The sequence below is a fragment of the Streptomyces sp. NPDC026672 genome (genome assembly GCF_040638185.1).
Taxonomy (GTDB): Bacteria; Actinomycetota; Actinomycetes; order Streptomycetales; family Streptomycetaceae; genus Streptomyces.
Genome location: NZ_JBEZXS010000005.1, coordinates 313,486 through 335,059, shown reverse-complemented (window position 1 = coordinate 335,059; position 21,574 = coordinate 313,486). Strand labels below are relative to the sequence as shown.

At 73.6% G+C, this 21,574-nt stretch carries 20 protein-coding genes; 7 read left to right on the top strand and 13 right to left on the bottom strand.

Going from position 1 to position 21,574, the window contains the following annotated elements; all coding sequences use genetic code 11:
• The first annotated feature begins 135 nt into the window (after positions 1–135).
• The 3 genes from AB0F77_RS08280 to AB0F77_RS08270 are packed head-to-tail and all read left to right on the top strand — an operon-like array spanning position 136 to position 3,177.
• Positions 136–897: an SDR family NAD(P)-dependent oxidoreductase gene (locus AB0F77_RS08280; protein WP_361943419.1), complete on the top strand. Its 762-nt coding sequence runs from the start codon at positions 136–138 to the stop codon at positions 895–897.
• Positions 894–2,555 carry an AMP-binding protein gene (locus AB0F77_RS08275; RefSeq protein WP_361943416.1) on the top strand — a complete coding sequence of 554 codons (1,662 nt, stop codon included), beginning with the start codon at positions 894–896 and terminating at the stop codon, positions 2,553–2,555. The genes AB0F77_RS08280 and AB0F77_RS08275 overlap by 4 nt, the downstream gene beginning before the upstream one ends.
• Before the next feature lie 28 nt (positions 2,556–2,583).
• On the top strand, positions 2,584–3,177 hold the full coding sequence (locus AB0F77_RS08270) for a TetR/AcrR family transcriptional regulator (protein WP_361943414.1): 594 nt from the start codon (positions 2,584–2,586) through the stop codon (positions 3,175–3,177).
• A gap of 45 nt (positions 3,178–3,222) precedes the next feature.
• On the opposite strand, the gene AB0F77_RS08265 is transcribed toward AB0F77_RS08270, so the two are convergent.
• From AB0F77_RS08265 to AB0F77_RS08240, 6 genes are all read right to left on the bottom strand, one after another.
• Entirely contained in the window at positions 3,223–4,437 is a 1,215-nt protein-coding gene (locus AB0F77_RS08265; RefSeq protein WP_361943411.1) for an acyl-CoA dehydrogenase family protein, read from the bottom strand.
• A 6-nt stretch (positions 4,438–4,443) separates the two neighbouring features.
• The gene (locus AB0F77_RS08260; protein WP_361943408.1) at positions 4,444–5,466 is read right to left on the bottom strand and encodes a phosphotransferase family protein; all 1,023 of its coding nucleotides are present in this window, start codon (positions 5,464–5,466) and stop codon (positions 4,444–4,446) included.
• 143 nt (positions 5,467–5,609) lie between these two features.
• Positions 5,610–5,924 (bottom strand): DUF202 domain-containing protein, encoded by a 315-nt coding sequence (locus AB0F77_RS08255; protein WP_361943405.1) that lies wholly within the window; start codon positions 5,922–5,924, stop codon positions 5,610–5,612.
• A complete protein-coding gene (locus AB0F77_RS08250) occupies positions 5,921–6,313 on the bottom strand; it encodes a DUF202 domain-containing protein (RefSeq protein WP_361943402.1) in 393 nt (130 codons plus the stop codon). Before AB0F77_RS08250 ends, AB0F77_RS08255 begins: the two co-directional genes overlap by 4 nt.
• A gap of 10 nt (positions 6,314–6,323) precedes the next feature.
• Positions 6,324–6,845, bottom strand: coding sequence for an NUDIX domain-containing protein (locus AB0F77_RS08245; RefSeq protein ID WP_361943399.1), 522 nt, complete (start codon positions 6,843–6,845; stop codon positions 6,324–6,326).
• Positions 6,846–6,887: 42 nt separating this feature from the next.
• Complete coding sequence (locus AB0F77_RS08240) at positions 6,888–7,781, bottom strand: DMT family transporter (RefSeq protein WP_361943396.1); 894 nt, start codon at positions 7,779–7,781, stop codon at positions 6,888–6,890.
• 384 nt (positions 7,782–8,165) lie between these two features.
• On the opposite strand from AB0F77_RS08240, the gene AB0F77_RS08235 reads away from it, so the two are divergent.
• From AB0F77_RS08235 to AB0F77_RS08225, 3 genes are read left to right on the top strand one after another with little or no spacing between them, the layout of a single operon-like run.
• Complete coding sequence (locus AB0F77_RS08235) at positions 8,166–9,194, top strand: hypothetical protein (protein ID WP_361943393.1); 1,029 nt, start codon at positions 8,166–8,168, stop codon at positions 9,192–9,194.
• Between the two features lie 53 nt (positions 9,195–9,247).
• A complete protein-coding gene (locus tag AB0F77_RS08230; RefSeq protein ID WP_361943390.1) occupies positions 9,248–9,991 on the top strand; it encodes a molybdopterin-dependent oxidoreductase in 744 nt (247 codons plus the stop codon).
• Positions 9,975–10,598, top strand: a complete 624-nt coding sequence (locus AB0F77_RS08225; RefSeq protein ID WP_361943387.1) for a cytochrome b/b6 domain-containing protein — start codon at positions 9,975–9,977, stop codon at positions 10,596–10,598. Before AB0F77_RS08230 ends, AB0F77_RS08225 begins: the two co-directional genes overlap by 17 nt.
• A gap of 63 nt (positions 10,599–10,661) precedes the next feature.
• On the opposite strand, the gene AB0F77_RS08220 is transcribed toward AB0F77_RS08225, so the two are convergent.
• The 4 genes from AB0F77_RS08220 to AB0F77_RS08205 all read right to left on the bottom strand — a co-directional run bounded on the left by AB0F77_RS08220 (position 10,662) and on the right by AB0F77_RS08205 (position 14,510).
• Positions 10,662–11,690: an L-idonate 5-dehydrogenase gene (locus tag AB0F77_RS08220; RefSeq protein ID WP_361943384.1), complete on the bottom strand. Its 1,029-nt coding sequence runs from the start codon at positions 11,688–11,690 to the stop codon at positions 10,662–10,664.
• Between the two features lie 29 nt (positions 11,691–11,719).
• A complete protein-coding gene (locus AB0F77_RS08215; RefSeq protein WP_361943381.1) occupies positions 11,720–12,484 on the bottom strand; it encodes an SDR family oxidoreductase in 765 nt (254 codons plus the stop codon).
• Positions 12,485–12,494: 10 nt separating this feature from the next.
• Positions 12,495–13,892: a gluconate:H+ symporter gene (locus AB0F77_RS08210; RefSeq protein ID WP_361943378.1), complete on the bottom strand. Its 1,398-nt coding sequence runs from the start codon at positions 13,890–13,892 to the stop codon at positions 12,495–12,497.
• A 99-nt stretch (positions 13,893–13,991) separates the two neighbouring features.
• Positions 13,992–14,510 (bottom strand): gluconokinase, encoded by a 519-nt coding sequence (locus AB0F77_RS08205; protein WP_361943375.1) that lies wholly within the window; start codon positions 14,508–14,510, stop codon positions 13,992–13,994.
• A 144-nt stretch (positions 14,511–14,654) separates the two neighbouring features.
• Here AB0F77_RS08205 and AB0F77_RS08200 point away from each other — a divergent pair, with 144 nt between their 5' ends.
• Positions 14,655–15,356, top strand: coding sequence for a FadR/GntR family transcriptional regulator (locus AB0F77_RS08200; RefSeq protein ID WP_361943372.1), 702 nt, complete (start codon positions 14,655–14,657; stop codon positions 15,354–15,356).
• 3 nt (positions 15,357–15,359) lie between these two features.
• On the opposite strand, the gene AB0F77_RS08195 is transcribed toward AB0F77_RS08200, so the two are convergent.
• From AB0F77_RS08195 to AB0F77_RS08185, 3 genes are all read right to left on the bottom strand, one after another.
• Positions 15,360–15,737, bottom strand: a complete 378-nt coding sequence (locus tag AB0F77_RS08195; RefSeq protein WP_361943369.1) for a YchJ family metal-binding protein — start codon at positions 15,735–15,737, stop codon at positions 15,360–15,362.
• 109 nt (positions 15,738–15,846) lie between these two features.
• Entirely contained in the window at positions 15,847–17,190 is a 1,344-nt protein-coding gene (locus AB0F77_RS08190) for a M1 family metallopeptidase (protein ID WP_361943366.1), read from the bottom strand.
• A gap of 77 nt (positions 17,191–17,267) precedes the next feature.
• Positions 17,268–21,524 (bottom strand): Pls/PosA family non-ribosomal peptide synthetase, encoded by a 4,257-nt coding sequence (locus AB0F77_RS08185; RefSeq protein ID WP_361943363.1) that lies wholly within the window; start codon positions 21,522–21,524, stop codon positions 17,268–17,270.
• Between the last annotated feature and the right edge of the window lie 50 nt (positions 21,525–21,574).

The following is a 21,574-nucleotide window of genomic DNA, read 5'->3' as shown; positions in this document are numbered from 1 at the left end:
CGCTGCGTTTTTTTGCGTTGGCATGCGCACGCTATGCGCTTCCGGCTGTCGTGGGGGAGGGTGCGGGTTTCCTTCAACATACCGACCGGTTAGTGTGGCCCGGCGGAAGTCGGTTCGTGTCGAAGGAGACCGGGCGTGGACGTGGTGCGGGATGCCGGTGTGGTCGTCACCGGGGCTGGCGGGGGGATCGGGGCCGCGCTGGCCCGGCGGTTCGCCCGGGAAGGGGCCCGGGTCGTCGTCAACGACCTGGACGGGGACCGGGCCGAGGCCGTCGCCGACGAGATCGGCGGGATCGCTCTCCCCGGCGACGCCTCCACCGTCGTCGGCGAGGCCCGCGCCGCGCTCGGCGGGACCGTCGACGTGTACTGCGCCAACGCCGGAGTCGGGTCCGGCGGCTCCGAGGACGCCCCCGAGGACGTGTGGGAACGGGCCTGGGACGTCAACGTCATGGCCCACGTCCGCGCGGCCCGCGCGCTGCTCCCGCAGTGGCTGGAGCGCGGGAGCGGACGCTTCGTCTCCACCGTCTCGGCCGCCGGACTGCTCACCATGATCGGCGCCGCCCCCTACAGCGTCACCAAGCACGGCGCCCTCGCCTTCGCCGAATGGTTGTCGCTGACGTACCGTCACCGCGGTCTGAAGGTCCACGCGATCTGCCCGCAGGGTGTGCGCACCGACATGCTGGCGGCCACCGGAACCGCCGGCGACCTGGTCCTGAAGCCCACCGCGATCGAGCCCGACGCCGTCGCGGACGCCCTCTTCCGGGGCATGGCCGAGGACCGGTTCCTGATCCTGCCGCACCCCGAGGTCGCCGACTTCTACGCCGCGCGGGCCACCGAGCCCGACCGCTGGCTCGCCGGCATGAACCGCATCCAGCGCACCTGGGAGGAGAACCGATGACCGGATACGCCGACCGTCCCTGGGTGAAGCTGCTCAACGAGGCCCAGCGCGCCCCCCTCGACCCCGCCGACTCCCTGGTGCACGCCCTGCGCGCCGCCGTCGCCGGGGCCCCGGACCGCACCTCCCTCACCTACTTCGACGCCCGCCTCACGTACCGCGAGCTCGACGAGCTGAGCGACTCCGTCGCCGCGTACCTCGTCGCGCGCGGACTGGAGCGCGGAGACCGCGTCGCCGTCCTGCTCCAGAACTCCCCGCACTTCGTGCTCGCCCTGCTCGGCGCGTGGAAGGCGGGCGCGACCGTCGTGCCGGTCAACCCCATGTACAAGTCGGCGGAGGTCGCCCACGTCCTGCGCGACGCCGAGGTGACCGCGCTGGTCTGCTCGGACCGGGCCTGGGAGTCGTACCTGCGCGACACGGCCGCCGACTCGCCGGTGCGGATCGTGCTCACCGGCTGCGAACGGGACTTCCAGACCCGCGACGACACCCGCGTGCTCACCTTCGAGCGGCTGCCGCAGGCCCCCGACGCCGACGACCTCGTGACCGTCGCCCGGCACGGCGGACGGGCCCCGGAGGGCCGCGACCCGCTGCCCGGCGACATCGCCCTGATCAGCTACACCTCGGGCACCAGCGGCACCCCCAAGGGCGCCACCAACACACACGCCAACATCATGTACAACGCCGAGCGCCAGCGGACCGGCCTCGCCCTGCCCGAGGGGCCCGTCTACTACGCGCTCGCCCCCCTCTTCCACATCACCGGAATGGTCTGCCAGCTCGGCGCCTGTCTGGTCAGCGCGGGCACCCTGGTGCTGACGTACCGCTTCGAGGCGGGCGTCGTCCTGGACGCGTTCGCCGAGCACCGCCCGCACTACACCGTGGGACCCTCCACCGCGTTCATGGCGCTGGCCGCCCACCCGGACGCCACCCCCGACCATTTCGCCTCCTTCGTGAACATCTCCTCCGGCGGCGCCCCCGTGCCCCCGGCCCTCGTGGAGAAGTTCCGGGCGGACTTCGGGCCCTACATCCGCAACGGCTACGGCCTCACCGAGTGCACCGCCCCCTGCGCCTCCGTACCGCCCCAGCTGGAGGCCCCCGTCGACCCGGCCTCCGGGACGCTGGCCGTGGGCGTGCCCGGCGCCGACACCGTCGTGCGCATCCTCGACGACCGCGGCGCGGAGGTCCCCCTCGGCGCACAGGGCGAGATCGTCGTCCGCGGCCCCCAGGTCGTCCCCGGCTACTGGCGGCGCCCCGAGGCCACCGCGGAGACCTTCCCGGACGGCGAACTGCGCACCGGCGACATCGGGTTCATGGACGAACAGGGCTGGCTGTACGTCGTCGACCGCAAGAAGGACATGATCAACGCGTCCGGCTTCAAGGTCTGGCCGCGCGAGGTCGAGGACGTCCTCTACACGCACCCGGCGGTGCGCGAGGCGGCCGTCGTCGGGGTGCCCGACGGCTACCGCGGCGAGACCGTGAAGGCGTACATCAGCCTGCGTCCGGGCGCCGAGGCCGACCCCGGTGCGCTCGCCGCGTACTGCAAGGAGAGACTGGCGGCCTACAAGTATCCGCGCCAGGTGGAGATCCTGCCCGACCTGCCCAAGACGGCCAGTGGGAAGATCCTCCGTCGGGAACTGCGTTCCCGTACCCACGGCGGCCGGTAGAGACCTCACGGAAAGGCAGGTGGCGGCAGTGCCCAGGACGACGGACGGAGACGGTACGCCCGTCCCGCAGCGGCTGCTCGCCGCCGCCACCCGGCTCTTCGCCGAGCAGGGCTACGACCGCACCTCCGTGCAGGAGATCGTCGAGGCGGCGGGCGTCACCAAGGGCGCGCTCTACCACTACTTCGGCTCCAAGGACGACCTCCTGCACGAGGTGTACGCGCGGGTGCTGCGCGTCCAGCAGGAGCGGCTCGACGCCTTCGCGGACGCCGACGAGCCGGTCGAGAAGCGGCTGCGGGCGGCGGCGGCCGACGTCGTCGTCACCACCATCGAGAACCTCGACGACGCGATGATCTTCTTCCGGTCGATGCACCAGCTCAGCCCGGAGAAGAACAAGCAGGTGCGCGCCGAACGCCGGCGCTACCACGAGCGGTTCCGCGCGCTCATCGAGGAGGGCCAGCGCACGGGCGTCTTCTCCACGACGACCCCGGCCGACCTGGTCGTGGACTACCACTTCGGCTCGGTCCACCACCTGTCCACCTGGTACCGCCCCGGCGGTCCGCTCGCCCCGCAGGAGGTCGCCGACCACCTGGCCGACCTGCTGCTGCGCGCGCTGCGCCCCTGAGCCGGTCGGACGGGGCGGCCGGCACGACCGGCCGCCCCGCACCGGTCACAGGTACTTCTTCAGCTCCCGCCGCGCCAGCGACCGCTGGTGCACCTCGTCCGGACCGTCCGCGATCATCAGCGTGCGCGCCGCCGCGTACAGCTCGGCCAGCGGGAAGTCCTGGCTGACGCCGCCCGCGCCGTGCAACTGGATGGCCCGGTCGATGATGTCGACGACCGCGCGCGGGGTGGCGATCTTGATGGCCTGGATCTCCGTGTGCGCGCCCCGGTTGCCGACGGTGTCCATCAGCCAGGCCGTCTTCAGCACGAGCAGCCGCAGCTGTTCGACCTGCACCCGCGCGTCCGCGATCCAGTTGTGCACCACGCCCTGCTGCCCGAGCGCCTTGCCGAACGCCGTACGGGAGACCGCCCGCCGGCACATCAGCTCGATCGCCCGCTCGGCCATGCCGATCAGCCGCATGCAGTGGTGGATGCGGCCCGGACCCAGCCGTGCCTGCGCGATGGCGAAGCCGCCGCCCTCCTCACCGACCAGGTTCGACACCGGCACCCGCGCGTGGTCGAACACCACCTCGGCGTGACCGCCGTGGAAGTGGTCCTCGTACCCGAACACCCGCATCGCCCGCCGCACGGTGACGCCGGGGGTGTCGCGCGGGACCAGGACCATGGACTGCTGGCGGCGGACGTCGGTCGCGTCCGGGTCCGTCTTGCCCATCACGATGAAGACCGCGCAGTCCGGGTTCATGGCCCCGGAGATGTACCACTTGCGGCCCGTGACGACGTACTCGTCGCCGTCCCGCTCGATGTGCGTGGTGATGTTGGTGGCGTCCGAGGAGGCCACCTCCGGCTCGGTCATCGCGAACGCCGAGCGGATCTCGCCCGCCAGCAGCGGTTGCAGCCACTGCTTCTTCTGCCGCTCGTCGCCGAACTGGGCCAGCACCTCCATGTTGCCGGTGTCCGGCGCCGCGCAGTTCAGCGCGGTGGGCGCGAGCTGCGGGGAACGGCCGGTGATCTCGGCGAGCGGCGCGTACTGGAGGTTGGTGAGACCGGCGCCGTACTCGGCGTCCGGCAGGAACAGGTTCCACAGGCCCTGCCTGCGCGCCTCGGCCTTCAGCTCCTCGACCACCGGCGGGGTGTCCCACGGCGAGGCCAGGGCGGCCCGCTGCTCGTCGGCGACCGGCTCGGCCGGATGGACGTACTCGTCCATGAAGGCGAGCAGTGTGGCGCGCAGTTCCTCCGTGCGCGCGTCGAACGCGAAGTCCATGACCGGTCAGCCTTCCTGGAGAGTGGTCAGTCCGTGGTCGATGAAGACGGGCACGAGGTCGCCGATGCGGTCGAAGCCGCGGCCCACCGTCTGCCCGAGCGTGTACCGGTAGTGGATGCCCTCCAGGATCACAGCGAGCTTGAACCAGGCGAACGCCGTGTACCAGGAGACCGCCGAGACGTCCCGCCCGGAGCGGGCCGCGTAGCGCTCGACCAGCTCGGCGGGGGAGGGGTGGCCCGCGGCCTCCGCGGTGGTGGAGACGGGCGAGTGGGGCGTGCCCAGCGGGATGCTGTACATGACCAGCAGACCCAGGTCGGTCAGCGGGTCGCCGAGCGTCGACATCTCCCAGTCCAGGACCGCGGTGATCTCGTCGTCGGCGCCGATCAGCACGTTGTCCAGCCGGTAGTCGCCGTGCACGACGGTCGGCGCGGGGGAGACCGGCAGCGCCCGGCCGAGCGCGGCGTGCAGCTCGTCGATGCCGGCCAGCTCGCGGTTGCGGGAGGCGTCGAGCTGCTTGCCCCAGCGGCGCAGCTGGCGGTCGAGGAAGCCCTCGGGTCTGCCGAAGTCCGCGAGGCCGACCTCGGCGGGGTCCACCGCGTGCAGGTCGACGAGGGTGTCCACGAGGGAGAGCACGGCGCCCCGGGTGCGCTCGGGGCCGAGCGGGGCGAGCTGGTCGGCGGTGCGGTACGGGGTGCCCTCGACGAACTCCATGACGTAGAACGGGGCCCCGAGCACCTCCTCGTCCTCGCACAGCAGCACCGGGCGCGGCACCGGGACCCGGGTGGGGTGCAGCGCGCTGATCACCCGGTGCTCGCGCTTCATGTCGTGCGCGGTGGCCAGCACGTGGCCGAGCGGGGGCCGGCGCACGACCCAGCGGGAGGCGCCGTCGGAGACCGCGTAGGTGAGGTTCGACCGGCCGCCCTCGATCAGCCGGCCGCCGAGGGGGCCGGTCACCAGACCGGGCCGCTCACGGTCGAGCAGACCGCGCAGCCGGCCGAGATCGAGTCCTGGCGGGTGGTCGGGGTTCATACATCGCTCCTACGCGCGGGTGAACGGGACGCGACCATGATGCCGACCGGTCGGTATGCCGTCCAGTGCGCGCCCCCAACGTGACCGGCACAACGATGCCCCCGGCGCCGCACGGAGAGAAGACCGCCCGGGACGGACAGGTCCTATCCCACCACCAGGACCACCGCGCAGACCGCGGTCGCCACCGCGCACAGCGCCGCCGCCGTCGCGTGCCGGGGGCCCAGGGCCCGGGGGCGGGGGGACGCGGACAGGGCGCCGATGCGGCGGTGGGCCACCCACAGGAACACCGACCACAGCGCACAGCACAGCGCGCACACCACGACGGCGCCCGCCGCCGCCCCGCCGTGCAGAGCGGCGCGCAGCGCGAGGACGGCCGCGACGGCGTACGACAGGGTCGTGCGGCGCCAGGCGAGCCGGGTGCGCTCCGGTTGCAGCCCGGGGTCGCGGTCGGCCGTCATCCGTCCCAGCCGACCAGGACGACGACCACCATGGCGACGGCCACCACACCGACGACCACGCCGAGCAGCGCGGGGAACCGGGACACCGGGAGGTCCTCGCCCCGCCGCATCGCCCGCTCGCAGCGCACCCAGTGGTTCACCGCGCGCAGCGAGCACAGCACCCCGGCGCCGAGCAGGGCCAGGGCCAGCCCGACCCGCCAGCCCCAGCGCAGGTCGGGCAGGAACTGGTCCACCGCGAAGCCCCCGCCGATCAGTGCGAGCGCGGTGCGCAGCCAGGCCAGGAAGGTGCGCTCGTTGGCCAGCGAGAACCGGTAGTCGGGGGTGTCGCCCTCCTCGCGGATCTGCGCGGGCGCGAACCACAGCCGGACGTTGCGCACGAATTCGATCACGTGCCGGACCCTATCGGGGGCCGCCCGGGCCGTACGCGGCCAGCCGCTCGTACGCCGCCAGGCCGTCCGGCACCCACTCCCACTCGTCGAGCCGCGCGGCGACCTCGTCCTCGGTGAGGAAGTCGTACCAGGCGACCTCCTCGACCTGCGGGCGCACGGGCAGCTCGCAGCGGACCTCGTACACCGCCGACCACCAGCCGCCGCCGGCCCCGTCGTCGTACAGGAACCGGAACAGGAACTCCGGCCGGGGCAGCCCCCGGACGCCCAGCTCCTCCTCGGCCTCGCGCAGGGCGGCGTCGTCGTAGGACTCGCCCGCGCCGACCACCCCGCCCACGAACATGTCGTACAGCGAGGGGAAGACCAGCTTGGTGGCGGTGCGGCGGTGGACGAACAGCCGGCCGGCGGCGTCCCGGGCCCGGACGAACACGGCGCGGTGCAGCAGCCCGCGCGCGTAGACCTCGCCCCGGGGTGCCTGTCCGACGACCCGGTCCTGCTCGTCGACGACGTCGAGGATCTCGTCAGCAGCGCTCATGCCCCCATCCAAGCAGGGCGCGCGGGCGGCCGGGCGCGGAGGTCAGTGCGGCTGGAGGTCCCGCGCGGGCTCGGGCTGGGCCGCGCCGCAGGGCATCGCCGGGTGCAGTCCGAGCAGGACGATGCCCGTGATCACCGCCGCGAGGCCGATCGCCTCCCAGGTGAGGGCGCCGGTGTCGGTGCGCAGCCGGTCGCCGAGGAAGCCCACGCCGCACAGTATTCCGGCGAGCGGCTGGGCAGCGGTCAGCGCGGGCAGCGACATCCGCAGCGGCGCGGTCTCGAAGGCGCTCTGTACCAGGACCAGCCCGGTGACGCCGAGCACCAGCACGCCGTACGGCTGCCAGCCCGTGAGGAGCTCGGCGAAGCCGCCCGCGGAGAAGCGCTGGCCGCTCACCCGGGTCAGCGCGTCCTGCACGCCGTACAGCAGGCCCGCCGCGAGGGCCAGCAGCACCGGGCCCCAGCTCAGCCGGGAGCGCTTGGCGTAGGTCGTCAGCAGCAGGGCGAGGCCGACCATCGCGCCGATGATCAGCCAGTGCCGCACCGGGTCGGAGACGGCGGTGCCGCCGCGCGGCTGGCCCGCCACGATGAACGCGGACACCCCGCCCGCGAGCAGCACGAGCCCGGCCCAGCCCTGCCGGCCGAGCGGCTGCTTCGTCTGGTGCCGGGAGAGCGCGAGCGCGAACAGCAGGTTCGTGGCGAGCAGCGGTTCGACGAGGGAGATCTCGCCCCCGCCCAGCGCTATCGCGCCGAGGATCATGCCGGCCACCATCAGCCCGATGCCGCCGAGCCAGCGCGGCACCCGCATCAGGTCGAGCAGCAGGCGCGGGGAGAGGAAGTCGTTGAGGGGCGCCTTCTGGGCGACGTTCTGCTGGAGCACGAACCCGAAGCCGAGGCAGCAGGCCGCGCTCACGGCGAGAATCAGAACCAGAACCGACACGCTGCGTACCTCGATCATCCGGCCGGGCCACGAATGCGTGGGGCCGACTGTAGCGTTCCACGGTCCGGAGTGCGTCCGGTACCGCCGGGAACCGGGCAGTGGACTCGGTCACGGGGCTTCCGTCCGCGGGGAGCGTGCGCTGCGGCGGTGCGACCGTACGGCCATGGTCCGGTGTCGGGAGCGACGGCGCCATGGCGTACGCCACAGAACGGCCCGCGGTGCGCCGTCCACGATACCGTGCACACTCCGGTGACCCGCCGCAACTGCCCCTCGGGTAACGGTAGTTGAAGCCCGTATCACCGGCGGGGAACTTGACGCAAACTATTGGCTGGGGGTTTGCTGTGAGTGATCGGCCGATGGCAGCCCGAACCAGGAAGTCCCGCGGTGCCCCCACCCCCGCCTCTGCTCCGTACCCGCCGCGAACCCCCGGCCCAGGCCGTGGACGGCGCCCTGGACGACGCCGAACTCGTCGCCGCGCGCTCCGCGTTCACCCAGGGCCGCCGCCAGGCCGTCCGCGCCCTGTTCCTGCGCACGGGCGACGACTGGGACCGCCGCGGCCACCGCGTCAACGTCCTCGCCCAGGAGCCGTACGCCGCCGCCCGGGCCCGTGACTGGCTCCTCGCCGAACCGGACTCCGCCGGCGCGACCGTCCTCCTCGCCCTCGCCCTGGTCCACCGGGCCCTGCGCGGCAAGGAGGACCCCGAGGCCGCCCGCACCGCCTGCCGGGCGGCCGCCGACCTCGCGCCCCGCGATCCGACCCCCTGGTTCGGACTGCTCCTCCTCGAACGGGCGTTAGGCACGGGGGACGGAATGCGCCGGCTGTTCACCGAGGTCCGTGCCCGTCACCCCGACCACCACCACGCCCACCACCTGATGACCGCCCGCCTCGCCGAACGCAGACCCGACCGGGGCGCCGACCCGGACCACGAGGTCTACGACTTCGCCGGCGAGTCCGCCGCCCGCGCCCCCGCCGACTCCCCGCTGGCCCTCCTGCCGGTCGTCGCCCACGCCGAGCGCTACCGCGTCCTCGCCGTCGCGGGCCGGGTCCCCGCCGACCCCACCGCCTCCGGGCACTGGTGCGAGGAGAGCGCGGGACACCTGCTGCGGGCCGGCTTCGACTGGTGGCTGGAGTGGGAGCCCGAAGACCATCCGCGCCGCCACGTCGACCTCAACTTCCTCGCCCACGCCCTGTCCGCGGCGGGCCGCCACGCGGAGGCCGCCGCCCTCTTCCAGCACATCGACCGCCACATCACCCCCGCGCCCTGGTCCTACCCGGACCACGCCCCCCACGCCGCGTTCCGCGCCGCCCGGGTCCGCGCCTTCGGCACCCTCTCCGCCACCGTCTGGAAGGACGCCCTCCACGACGCCGGCACCTGCTCGGAAGACGGGCAGGAACGCATTACGGAACCCTGACGCCCACCCGGGACCCCTGGCCCCCGGGAACCCCGTGGTGGTCGAATGGATACGTGAACACCGAACAACCCGGGGACGACGCGCGCCCGCCCGAGGAAGGCCGGCCCATCGGCCGCCGCGTCCTGCTCGGCACCCTCGGCCTCGGCGCGCTCGGCGTGGTCGCCGCGCCCCCGCTCCAGCGCGGACTGGAGGCATTCCTCGGCACCATGTCCGGCAAGGACCCCACGGGCCTGACCGGACTGCTGCCCAACGGCGGCGGCTTCCGCTACTACTCCGTCACCGCGTCCGTGCCCCGCAAGGGCCCCGCCGACTACCGGCTCACCGTCGACGGACTCGTGGACCGGCCCGGCAGCTACAGCCTCGCCGACCTGCGCGCCCAGCCGCAGACCCGGCTGGTCAAGGACGTCCAGTGCGTCACCGGCTGGCGGGTGCCGCACACGCCGTTCGAGGGCGTGCAGCTGTCGCGGCTGCTGGACGCGGCCGGCGTGCGCGACGGCGCGCGGGCGATCCGCTTCCGCTGCTTCGACGGCGCCTACACCGAGAGCCTCACCCTCGACCAGGCCCGCCGCCCGGACGTCCTGGTCGCCCTGCGCATGCAGGACAAGGACATCGGCCACGACCACGGCGGCCCGGTCCGCCTCTACGTCGCGCCGATGTACTTCTACAAGTCCGCCAAATGGCTCTCCGGCATCACGGTCACCGACGAGGTCGAGCCGGGGTACTGGGAGAAGCTGGGCTACGACGTCGACGCCTGGGTCGGTCGGTCGAACGGACGCACCGATGAGCCTACGAACTGAGGCCCCGGCCGGCACCGGACGGCTGCACCGCTTCACCCCCGCCGAGCGCTGGATCCACCGGACGACGGCGCTGCTCATGGGGGTCTGCGTGGCCACCGCCGCCTGCCTCTACATCCCGCAGCTCGCCGTGCTGGTCGGACGGCGCGAGACCGTCGTCCGCATCCACGAGTACGCGGGACTCGCCCTGCCGGTGCCCGTCCTCCTCGGGCTCGCCTCCCGCGCCTTCCGCGCCGACCTGAGCTTCCTCAACCGCTTCGGCCCGCACGACCGGGTCTGGCTGCGGGCCGCGCTGCGCCGCGACCGGCGCTACTCCTCCCGGCCCGCCGGCAAGTTCAACGCCGGGCAGAAGGTGTACGCCGCGTGGCTCGCCGGGGCGACGCTCGTCATGCTCGGCACGGGCCTGCTGATGTGGTTCACCCACCTCACCCCCCTGATGTGGCGCACCTCGGCGACCTTCGTCCACGACTGGCTCGCCCTCACGATCGGCGTCGTCCTGGCCGGCCACATCGGCATGGCCCTGGCGGACCCGGAGGCCCGCAGGGGCCTGCGCACGGGATCGGTCGACCGGGAGTGGGCCGCCCGGGAACACCCCCTCTGGAAGCCCTGACCGTCCCGGTGGAAGCCCCGACCGTCCCGGAGAGAGCCCCGACCGCGCGGCGACCGCGACGCGTCAGCCCGCGAAGTCCAGCAGGACCTTGCAGGAACGCGCGCGGTCGGCCGCCAGGGCGAAGGCGTACTCCGCCTCGGTGACGGGCACGACCGCGCTGATCAGGGCGTCGAACGAAGGACGCGCCGCCAGGAGGGCGAGCGCCTCGTCGAACTCGGGGCCGAAGCGGAACGCCCCGCGCAGCTCGATCTCCCGGCTCACCACCAGGTTCCCGGCGAACGGGCTCGGTCCGGGCGGGAGCATCCCGAGCTGCGTCACGACCCCGCCGCGCCGCACGAGCCGCAGACACGTGTCCAGGCCGGCCGCCGCCCCGGACGCCTCGACCGCCACGTCCACCTCGTCCGGCCACCCGGGGTCCCCGGGGTCGTCGGCCCGTACGACCACGTCCGCCCCGGCCGACTCCGCGTACCGCAGCGCCCCCGGCAGCAGGTCCGTCGCGGTCACCCGCGCCGCGCCCGCCGCACGGGCCGCCGCGACCACCAGACACCCGAGCGGCCCGGCCCCGGTCACCAGGACGTGCCGCCCGGACACGTCCCCGGCCCGCCGCACCGCGTGCAGCGCCACCGACAGCGGCTCGGCGAGCGCCGCCCGGCGCCGCCCCAGGCCCTCCGGGAGCGGCCGCAGCTGGGCGGCGGGCACGACCACCCGGCCCGCGAAGGCGCCCTGCACATGCGGGAAGCGCGCCGCGCTGCCGAGGTAGCGGGTGTCCCGGCACACGTTCGCCCGCCCGTCCACGCACTCCGGGCACACCCCGCACGGGGTCGCCGGGTGCACGGCGACGGCCGTACCCACGGCGGGACCCGGGGTGCCGGGCGAGCCGTACGCGACGACCGTCCCCACCACCTCGTGCCCCGGCACCATCGGCTCGCGCAGCCGGAAGTCGCCGACCCCGCCGTGCCGCCAGTAGTGCAGGTCCGAGCCGCACACCCCGCCGTAGCGGACGGCGACCAGCGCCTGCCCGGGTCCCGGCTCGGGCACCGCGAGCTCCTCGACCCGCAGGTCGCCCCGCCCGTGGATCACACAGCCCAGCATCCCCTGGCCCCCTTCCGCCGCTCGCCCGTTCACAGCACGCTCGTCATGCCGCCGTCGACGTACAGCACCTGCCCGCCGACGAAGTCCGCGGCCGGCGAGACCAGGAACAGCAGCCCGCCCACCAGGTCCTCCGTACGGCCCCAGCGGCCGGCCGGGGTGCGGCGGCGCACCCAGCCGCTGAACTCCTCGTCCTCGACGAGGGGCCGGGTCAGCTCGGTCTCGACGTACCCGGGCCCGAGCGCGTTGACCTGCACACCGTGAGGGCCCCAGTCCGCGCACATGCCCTTGGTGAGCATCTTCAGCGCGCCCTTGGTCGCCGCGTAGGGCGCGATGCCCGGACGGACCACCTCGCTCTGGAGCGAGCAGATGTTGACGATCTTGCCGTGGCCGCGCTCCGTCATCCGCCGCGCGGCCTCCCGGCCGACCAGGAACGCGCTGGTGAGATTGGTGTCGAGGATCCGGTGCCAGTCCGGCTCGGTGAACTCGAGGAGCGGGGCGCGCAGTTGCATGCCCGCGTTGTTGACCAGGATGTCGAGCGGGCCCACCCGCTCCTCGACCCCGGCGATGCCCGCGGCGACCGAGGGCCCGTCGGTCACGTCGAACACGGCGGTGTGCACCCGGCCGCCGGGCAGCGCGGCCGCCGCCTCGGCGAGCCGGTCGGCGTCCCGGCCGTTCAGGACCACCGTGCAGCCCGCCTCGGCGAGCCCGCGGGCCAGGGCGAGCCCGATGCCGCGGCTGGAGCCGGTGACGAGCGCCGTCCGGCCGGAGACGTCGAAGAGGGGGTGAGCCGTCATCGCCGTACTCCTAGATCACGAGGGACAGCAGCAGGACCAGGCCGCCCGCCACCACGGAGATGATCGTCTCCATGACGGACCAGGTCTTCACCGTCTGCCCGACGCTCAGCCCGAAGTACTCCTTCACCAGCCAGAAACCGGCGTCGTTGACATGGCTGAAGAACAGCGAGCCCGCGCCGATGGCCAGCACGAGCAGGGCCGCGTGGGTGGTCGACATGTCGGCGGCGAGCGGGGCCACGAGGCCCGCGGCCGAGACGGTCGCCACCGTCGCCGAACCCGTGGCGAGCCGGATGGCCACCGCGATCAGCCAGGCGAGCAGCAGGGCCGGGATCGACCAGTCCTTGGAGATCTCCAGGATCATCTGTCCCACCCCGGAGTCGATCAGCGTCTGCTTGAAGCCGCCGCCCGCGCCCACGATCAGCAGGATGCCCGCGATGGGCATGAGGCCCTTCTCGACCGTCACGGACAGCCGGGCCCGGGTGAACCCGGCGGGCCGGCCCAGCGTGAACATGCCGACGAGGACGGCGGTGAGCAGGGCGATCAGCGGCGAGCCGACGACGTCGAAGACCCGCTGCACCGGCTGCGCCGGGTCGTCGACCACGATGTCCACCAGCGCCTTGGCCAGCATCAGGACCACCGGCAGCAGGATCGTGGCGAGCGTGGCGCCGAAGCCGGGGCGCCGCTCCAGGTCCTCGGAGGGCCGTGCCTCGATCATGCGCTCGGGGGCCGGGACGTCCACCCAGCGCGCCGCGACCCTGGAGAACAGCGGACCGGCGACGATCACCGTCGGAATCGCGATCAGCACGCCGAGCGCCAGCGTGACGCCCAGGTTGGCCTTGACGGCGTCGATCGCGACCAGCGGGCCGGGGTGCGGGGGCACCAGACCGTGCATCACCGACAGACCGGCCAGCGCGGGCACGCCGATGCGCATGAGCGAGTAGTTGCCGCGCTTGGCGACCATCAGGACGACCGGGATCAGCAGCACGATGCCGACCTCGAAGAACAGCGGCAGACCGACCACGGACGCGATCAGCACCATCGCCCAGGGCATCGCCCGTCCGCTCGCCCTGGCCAGGATCGTGTCGACGATCTGGTCCGCGCCGCCGGAGTCCGCGAGCAGCTTGCCGAGGATCGCGCCGAGCGCGATGAGCACACCGACACCGGCGACGGTGCTGCCGAGGCCGGTGGTGAAGCTGGTGATCGCCTTGTCGAGGGGCGCCCCGGCGACCGCGGCGAGCACCAGCGAGCCGATGGTCAGGGCCAGGAAGGCGTGCAGCTTGAACTTGGTGATGAGCAGGACGATCACGGCGATGCCCACCAGCACGGCTATGCCCAACTGGGCATGTCCGGCGGAGGTGATGGGCTCGGGAGCGTCCGCTGCCAGTATCTCGACGCTGAGTCCGGTCACGGGGGTTCCTTGCGGAGAGGGGGGACGGGGGAGGGAGGTGCGGGACGCGCGGGACGTGCGCTCGTGCGGGTGGTGCGGGTGGTGCGGGTGGTGCGGCGGTTACGGCGTGCCGTCGGGGAGGGCGGCGAGCGCCCGCTCGGCCCGCTCGGTGATCTCCTCGGGGGAGCCGGAGACGTCCACCGTGACGCCCGCCTCGTCCGCCTGGAGCGGCTGGAGCGTGGCGAACTGGGAGTCCAGCAGGGCGGTCGGCATGAAGTGGCCCTGCCGCAGGGACATCCGGTCCTCGACGAGCGCGCGGTCCCCGCTGAGGTGCACGAACACCACGCCGGGCGCGGCGGCCCGCAGCCGGTCGCGGTACGACCGCTTCAGCGCCGAGCAGCTGACCACCCCGCCGAGCCCGGCCCGCCCGAGGGCCCAGGCGCCGATGGCGTCGAGCCAGGGCCATCTGTCCTCGTCGTCCAGCGGCACACCGGCCGTCATCTTGGCGATGTTGGCCTCCGGGTGGAAGTCGTCGCCCTCGGCGTAGGGAACACCGAGCCGGGCGGCGAGCAGGGGACTGATGGTGGTCTTGCCCGTGCCGGCGACTCCCATCACCACGATGACGTGGGGGGTACGCATGACTGCCTCGCTGTCTTCCGCGACGAACGACGCCCGACGTCGGGCGTCGGCCTAGATGAAATCGATTAGGTACGACGAATTCAAGAGTCTGTGACAAATAAGTCCGACTTTTTCTTGGGGTGATCCACTCGGTAGCCTGGCCCCATGACCACACCGGGCCGAGGGCTGCACGGACGCGTACTGGACAGCCTCGGCCCCGCGATCACCGCGGGCGAGTATCCGCCGGGCAGTGTCCTGCGCACGGACGAGTTGGCCCAGGACTTCGACGTGTCCCGCTCCGTGATGCGCGAGGCCGTGCGCGTCCTGGAGTCCATGCACCTGGTCGCCTCCCGCCGCCGCGTCGGCGTCACGGTGCTGCCCAGGAGCGAGTGGAACGTCTACGACCCGCAGGTCATCCGCTGGCGGCTGGCCGGCTCCGACCGCCCCCACCAGCTGCGCTCGCTCACCGTGCTGCGCTCCGCCGTCGAACCGCTGGCCGCCCGCCTCGCCGCGAAGAACGCCACCGCCGAGCAGTGCGCCGAACTCACCGAGTGCGCCCTCGGCATGGTCGGCCACTCACGCGGCCATCTGCTGGAGGGCTACCTCGTCCACGACGTCGCCTTCCACCGGGTCATCCTCACGGCCTCCGGCAACGAGATGTTCGCCCGGCTCGGCGACGTCGTCGCCGAGGTCCTCGCCGGCCGCACCCACCACGAGGTCATGTTCGAGGACCCCGACCCGTCCGCCGTCACCCTGCACGTCCAGGTCGCCGAGGCCGTCCGCGCCGGCGACGCCGCCCGCGCCGAACAGCTCACCCGCGAGATCACCGTCGGCGCCCTCCACGAACTGGACATCCTGGCGCCGTAGCGCTCAGCCCTCGGGGAAGTCCCCGTCGACGTACACCCACGCCCCGTCGACCCGCTCGAAGCGGCTGCGCTCGTGCAGCGAGCCGCCCCGGTAGGACGCCCGGAACGTCACCGTCCCCACCGAGTGGAACGCCGAACCGGCCTCCGCCCCCAGGACCTCCAGCCCCGTCCACCGCGTCCCCGGGTCCGGATCGAGCCGAGCGGGCCGCGTCCGTGGATGCCATGTCCGCAGCAGATACCCCACGTCCCCCACGACGAACGCGCTGTACCGCGCCCGCATCAAGGCTTCGGCGGTAGGAGCGGGTGCCGTCCCGGAGTGCCGACGTCCACAGCACTCCTCGTACGACTTGGCCAACCCACAGGGACAGGAACGCAAGGTCATGGCCCTCATTCTGCTGGACATGACGACACCGGAAGGGGCCAGCGCCCCGAAAGGGGCGCGGGGAACGGCGCGACCAGCCACAATGGCGCCGCACCCGAAGAACGGCGTGTCACACCGCCGTACGTTCCCCCGGCCGGGGCAACGGAGGCAACGCCGCCCCATGCACCCACGCCCCGAACAACCCGTCCACCGGCTCATCCGCGAAGCGGGCGACGTGAGCCTCGAACGCCCCCGTCGTCACCGCCCCGCCCCGATGCAACCGCACCCAACTCCGCAGCATCGGAAAGAACGCCTCGTCGCCCAGCGCACAGCGGATCGCGTGCAGCGTCAGACCCCCGCGCTCATAGAGCCGGTCGTCGAACATCGCCTTGCGCCCCGGATCCGCCAGCCGCAGGTCCTGCGGCAGCCCGGCCAGCAACCGGTGCGCGGCGGCGGCCAGTTGCTCCGCACCCCGCCCGCCAGACCGCTCCGACCACAGCCACTCCGCGTACTTGGCGAACCCCTCGTTCAGCCAGATGTGCCGCCAGTCCGCGATCGACACACAGTTGCCGAACCACTGGTGCGCCAGCTCGTGCGCCACCAGCCGCTCCGAACCCCGCGCCCCGTCCACGTGGTTGGCGCCGAACAGCGACAACCCCTGCGCCTCGACCGGGACATCGAGCTCCTCGTCGGTCACCACGACCGCGTACTCGTCGAACGGGTACGGCCCGAACAGCTCCTGGAACAGCTCCATCATCGCCGGCTGCCGAGCGAAGTCCCGCGAGAACTCCGGCAGCAGATGCGCCGGGATGTGCCCGTGCTGCGGCACCCCGCCCGGACCGGGATCGCCCAGCAGCACCGTCTGGTACTTGCCGATCGCGAGCCCCACCAGATAACTCGACGTCGGCGCCGACTGCTCGTACACCCACGTCGTCGTGGACGCCTTCGGCGTCCGGGTCAGCAGCCGCCCGCCCGCCACCACCGCGTACGCCGACGGCGTCGTCACCGACAGCAGGTACGACGCCTTGTCGGCCGGCCGGTCGTTGCACGGGAACCACGACGGCGCCCCCACCGGCTGGCTCGCCACCAGCGCCCCGTCCGCCAGCTCCTCCCAGCCGAGCCCGCCCCACGGGCTGGACACCGGCCGGGGGTTGCCCGACCAGTGCACCTCGACCGTGAACGCCGCCCCGGCCCGCACCGGCTTCGCCGGCCGCACCCGCAGCCGCCCGCCCCGGTGCGTGTAGTGCGGCTGCCGCCCGTCCACCCGCACCCGGCCGACCCTGAAGTCGGCCAGGTTCAGCTGGAACTCGCTCAGCGGCGCCCGCCCCGCGATCGCGTTGATCCGGGCCGTCCCCGACAGCCGGTTGGGCCCCGGACGGTAGTCCAGCGTCAGCTCGTACCGGTGCACCCGGTACCGGGCGTCCCCGTTGTCCGGGAAGTACGGGTCCTGACCTGCTGCCTGCTGAACTGCCACTGCCGCGTCCGCTCCCTGCGCTGTGCTCGACCTCCGGCCCGGCGCCGCACCACCCGCCGGACCGGGACGGCCCGTGCTCAGGGGCGCCATGCCTCGATCGGGTTCCCGAGCCAGCGGGTGTCGTCCGGGACCGACTCCGCGGCCATGACGAGCGACGCGGGCCCCAGCGTCGCACGGGCCCCGACCGTACTGCCGGGCAGCACGATCCCGCCGGGACCCAGCGTGGCGCCCTCACGGAGAACCACAGTATCCGTCCTCAAGATCCGGTCGTGGAAGAGGTGCGTCTGGAGCACACAGCCACGGCCCACCGTCGACGCGTCCCCCAGCGTCACCAGGTCCGTCTCGGGCAGCCAGTAGCTCTCCACCCACACACCCCGGCCGATCCGCGCCCCGAGCCCCCGCAGCCACGCCGTCAGCACCACCGTGCCCGGCACCGAACCCGCCAGCCACGGCACCGCCAGTACCTCCACGAACGTGTCCGCCAGCTCGTTGCGCCACACGAACCCGCTCCACAGCGGATGCTCCGCACCCCGGTGCCGGCCCACGAGCAGCCACTTCGCGACGATCGAGACGACACCGGCCACCAGACCCGCCCCGAGCAGCACCAGACCCGAGAGCAGCGGCGCCCACACCCCCAGCGCGCACAGCGCCGCCGCCGTCAGCGCGGCCAGCGCCGCCGAGCAGAACACCGGCACGATCCGGCACAGCTCCACCAGACCCCGCGCCCACAGCAGCCGCACCGGCGGATCGTACGTCCGGCTCTGATCCCCGTCGCTCGTGCTGCGCGGCAGCTTCACCGGCGGCAGCCCCAGGTACGACGTGCCCTTCTTCGCCTTCTTCGGCGTCGCCGACAGCACCCCGACCAGACCGCCGTCCGGCACGCTGCGCCCCGGCGCCGTCATCCCCGAGTTCCCGAGGAACGCCCGCCGGCCGATCTCCGCACGCCCGATCCGCACCCAGCCGCCGCCCAGCTCGTACGGAGCCGTCAGCGTGTCGTCCGCCAGGAACGCCCCGTCCCCGACCGTCGTCAGGCTCGGCAGCGCCAGCACCGTCGACACCTCGGCGCCCTTGCCGACCCGCATACCGAGCAGCCGCAGCCACACCGGCGTGACCAGCCCCGCGTACAGCGGGAACAGCGTCTCCCGGGAACGGTCCATCAGCTGCGAGACCGTCCACGCCTGCCAGCCGACCCTGCTGTGCGTCGGATACGTCCCGGTACGCAGCCCCACGCTCAGCAGCCGCACCGAGACCAGGACCAGCAGCGCGTACACCAGCCCGAACGCGAGCGTCGCCGGCACCAGCGCGAGCCCCGCACCGCGCAGCGCCGCACCGAGCCCGGCACCGGGCCGCACGAACACCGCGGCCACCAGCAGCGCGGCGGCACCCGCGACCACGGGCAGCGCACTCAGCGCGACACCCGTCACCCCATACATCACCCGCCAGTACGTGCCCCGCCGCGGCCGCTCCTTCGGCCAGTTCCGCTTCGCCCGGCCCAGCTTCACCGCCGGCGCACCCGCCCAGCGCTGCCCCGTCGGCACCTGCCCGGTGACCGCCGAACCCGGCGCCACCTCGGCCCGCTTGCCCACCCGGGCGCCCGGGAACAGCACACTGCGCGTCCCGACCACCGCGTGCGCGCCGACCTTCACCGCGCCGACCTCCAGCCGGTCCCCGTCCAGCCAGTGCCCGGACAGGTCCACCTCGGACTCCACCGCGGCCCCGCGGCCCAGCTTCAGCAGACCCGTGACCGGCGGCAGCGAATGCAGATCGACCTCCGGGCCGACCCGCGCGCCCAGCGCCCGCGCGTACCGCTCCAGCCACGATCCGGTCAGCGACGTCGCCCCCGTGAACTCGGCCAGCCGCTCGGCCGCCCACAGCCGCAGGTGCACACCGCCACCGCGCGGATACCGCCCCGGCCGCACACCGCGCAGCAGCAGCCGCGCACCGCCCGCCGCCAGCAGCCACCAGGACGCCGTCGGCAGCCAGCCGTACCCCGGCAGCACATTGCCCGCCGCGGCCAGCACGATCGTCCAGCGCAGCCCGAGCAGCGTGAACAACGGAACGAGCAGCAGCAGCTGGACCAGCTGCGCACGCACCGGGACCGGCGCCACAGTGCGCCGCGCCTCCTCGCCCTGCGCCGACGCCTCGAGGCGCCGGGCCAGCTTGCGCAGCACCGGCTGCTGGTAGATGTCGAGGACGGCCGCGCTCGGATAGCGGGTGCGCAGCCGGGTGGTGAGCTGGGCGGCGGCCAGGCTGCCGCCGCCGATCGCGAAGAAGTCGTCCGACGCGCTGGTCACCGGGGCGCCGAGGACGTCCGCCCACTGCTCGGCCAGCCACGCCTCCGTGCCGTACAGCTCGGCTGCGGGCTGCTCCACGTTCTCCAGGGGCCACGGCAGCGCGGCCCGGTCCACCTTGCCCGACGTCCGCGTCGGCAGGTCGTCGACCGGCGCCAGCAGCGGGACGAGCGCGGCGGGCAGCGCGGCCCGCAGCTTCTCGACCGCCGCCTCGCGGTCCCAGCCGTCCTGCGTGACGACGTACCCGACCAGCAGCTGATTGCCGCTGCGCGCGGTGCGCACGGCGGCGGCCGCGCCCGCGACCCCGGGCAGCGCCTGCAGCGCCGCGTCCACCTCGCCCAGCTCGATGCGCCGGCCGCCCAGCTTGATCTGCTCGTCGGCCCGCCCGAGGAACACAAGACCCTCGGGATCGGCCCGCACCAGGTCACCGCTGCGGTACGCCCGCTCCCAGCCCAGCGACTCCAGCGGCGCGTACCTCTCCGCGTCCTTCTCGGCGTCCAGGTACCGGGCCAGCCCGACCCCGCCGATCACCAGCTGGCCGCTGCCGCCCATCGGCACGGGCAGCCCGGCCTCGTCGACCACGGCCAGCTCCCAGCCGGGCAGCGGCAGCCCGATCCGCACGGGCTCCGCACCGGTCAGCAGCGCCGCGCACGCCACGACGGTCGCCTCCGTGGGCCCGTAGGTGTTCCACACCTCACGGCCCTCGGTGACCAGCCGCTGCGCCAGCTCGGGCGGGCACGCCTCACCGCCGAAGATCAGCAGCCGTACGTCGTTCAGGGTCTCCGGCTCCCACAGCGCGGCCAGCGTCGGCACGGTGGAGACGACGGTGATCTCCTGCTCCACCAGCCACGGTCCGAGGTCGGCACCGCTCCTGACCTGCGACCGGGGCACCGGCACCAGACAGGCGCCGTACCGCCACGCCAGCCACATCTCCTCGCACGACGCGTCGAACGCCACGGACAGCCCGGCCATCACCCGGTCCCCGGGCCCGATCGGCTCCTCGGCCAGGAACAACGCGGCCTCGGCGTCCACGAAGGCGGCAGCACTGCGATGACTGACGGCGACCCCCTTCGGCTTCCCGGTGGACCCGGAGGTGAAAATCACCCACGCGTCATCCTCGACACGGGGCCGATGGACGTGGGCGGCGGGGTGGGCGGCGGGGCCACCGGGACGACCGGCGGACCGGCCGGAAGGGTTGGCGAGGCCGACGGTTCCGCCGAGGCGGTCACCGGGACCGGCGGAACCGAGGGGGGTGACGGGGCCGTCGGCGGAAGCCGTGGGGCCGACGGCGGTTCCGGCCGGGCGGACGGTGGATGATCCGGCGGGCGAGGGGGTCCCTCCCGCTGGACGCTCGGTGGCGGACGCCGGGCCTCCGGGCACAGCCTCACCGAGGAGGGCCCTTCCCGGTGCGGCACCCACGGGTGTGGCACCCACGGGTGTGGTCCCGCCGGGCGCGACGACCCCGGGAGCGACAGTCCCGGGCACGGTCTTGTCGAGGGCGATGCCTCCGGATACGGCGCCGCCGGGCATGACGGCCCCAGGTGCGGCCCCTCCGTCCCCTCCGTTTGCGACCGTTCCGGCCCCGGTCCCGGCTCCCGGGCCCGCCTCGATGTGGTGGTCGGTCGTCACGACGGCCTGGACTTCCGCCTCCCCGAACACCAGGTCGGCCCGCTCGTCCGGGTCCTCGGCGTCGACGGGGACGTAGGCGGCTCCGGCGGCGAGCACGGCCAGGATCGCGACGTACAGGTCATTGGTCCCGGAGGGAACCCGCACACCCACCCGGTCCCCGCGCCCGACCCCCGCGGCGGCCAGCCGACGCCGCAGCCGCTCCACCTCGGTGGCCAGCGCACGGTAGGTGAGCCGACGCGTCCCGTCGTCCAGGGCGGGCTCGTTCGGATACGACCGCACACTCGCGTCGAACACGTCGACGAGCGTGCGCGGCGAGGCGGCGTTCCCCGCGGAGAAACGTGCGGTGTCGCCGAACTGATCGAGGATCTCCTCGTCGAGCAGGCCGAGAGCACTGCCCTCGTGTATGGCTGCCATCCGGTCCTCGCGTCTCGTTCCCGGATGCCTCCGGGGCGCCGGCGGGCCCA

Excerpts from the sequence above, each read along its gene's own strand:
- AB0F77_RS08245 (WP_361943399.1), bottom strand. The coding sequence starts at position 6,845 with ATGAGCGCTGCTGACGAGATCCTCGACGTCGTCGACGAGCAGGACCGG.
- AB0F77_RS08225 (WP_361943387.1), top strand. The coding sequence starts at position 9,975 with ATGAGCCTACGAACTGAGGCCCCGGCCGGCACCGGACGGCTGCACCGC.
- AB0F77_RS08255 (WP_361943405.1), bottom strand. The coding sequence starts at position 5,924 with ATGACGGCCGACCGCGACCCCGGGCTGCAACCGGAGCGCACCCGGCTC.
- AB0F77_RS08260 (WP_361943408.1), bottom strand. The coding sequence starts at position 5,466 with ATGAACCCCGACCACCCGCCAGGACTCGATCTCGGCCGGCTGCGCGGT.
- AB0F77_RS08195 (WP_361943369.1), bottom strand. The coding sequence starts at position 15,737 with ATGACCTTGCGTTCCTGTCCCTGTGGGTTGGCCAAGTCGTACGAGGAG.
- AB0F77_RS08205 (WP_361943375.1), bottom strand. The coding sequence starts at position 14,510 with ATGCGTACCCCCCACGTCATCGTGGTGATGGGAGTCGCCGGCACGGGC.
- AB0F77_RS08265 (WP_361943411.1), bottom strand. The coding sequence starts at position 4,437 with ATGGACTTCGCGTTCGACGCGCGCACGGAGGAACTGCGCGCCACACTG.
- AB0F77_RS08215 (WP_361943381.1), bottom strand. The coding sequence starts at position 12,484 with ATGACGGCTCACCCCCTCTTCGACGTCTCCGGCCGGACGGCGCTCGTC.
- AB0F77_RS08220 (WP_361943384.1), bottom strand. The coding sequence starts at position 11,690 with ATGCTGGGCTGTGTGATCCACGGGCGGGGCGACCTGCGGGTCGAGGAG.
- AB0F77_RS08275 (WP_361943416.1), top strand. The coding sequence starts at position 894 with ATGACCGGATACGCCGACCGTCCCTGGGTGAAGCTGCTCAACGAGGCC.
- AB0F77_RS08200 (WP_361943372.1), top strand. The coding sequence starts at position 14,655 with ATGACCACACCGGGCCGAGGGCTGCACGGACGCGTACTGGACAGCCTC.
- AB0F77_RS08185 (WP_361943363.1), bottom strand. The coding sequence starts at position 21,524 with ATGGCAGCCATACACGAGGGCAGTGCTCTCGGCCTGCTCGACGAGGAG.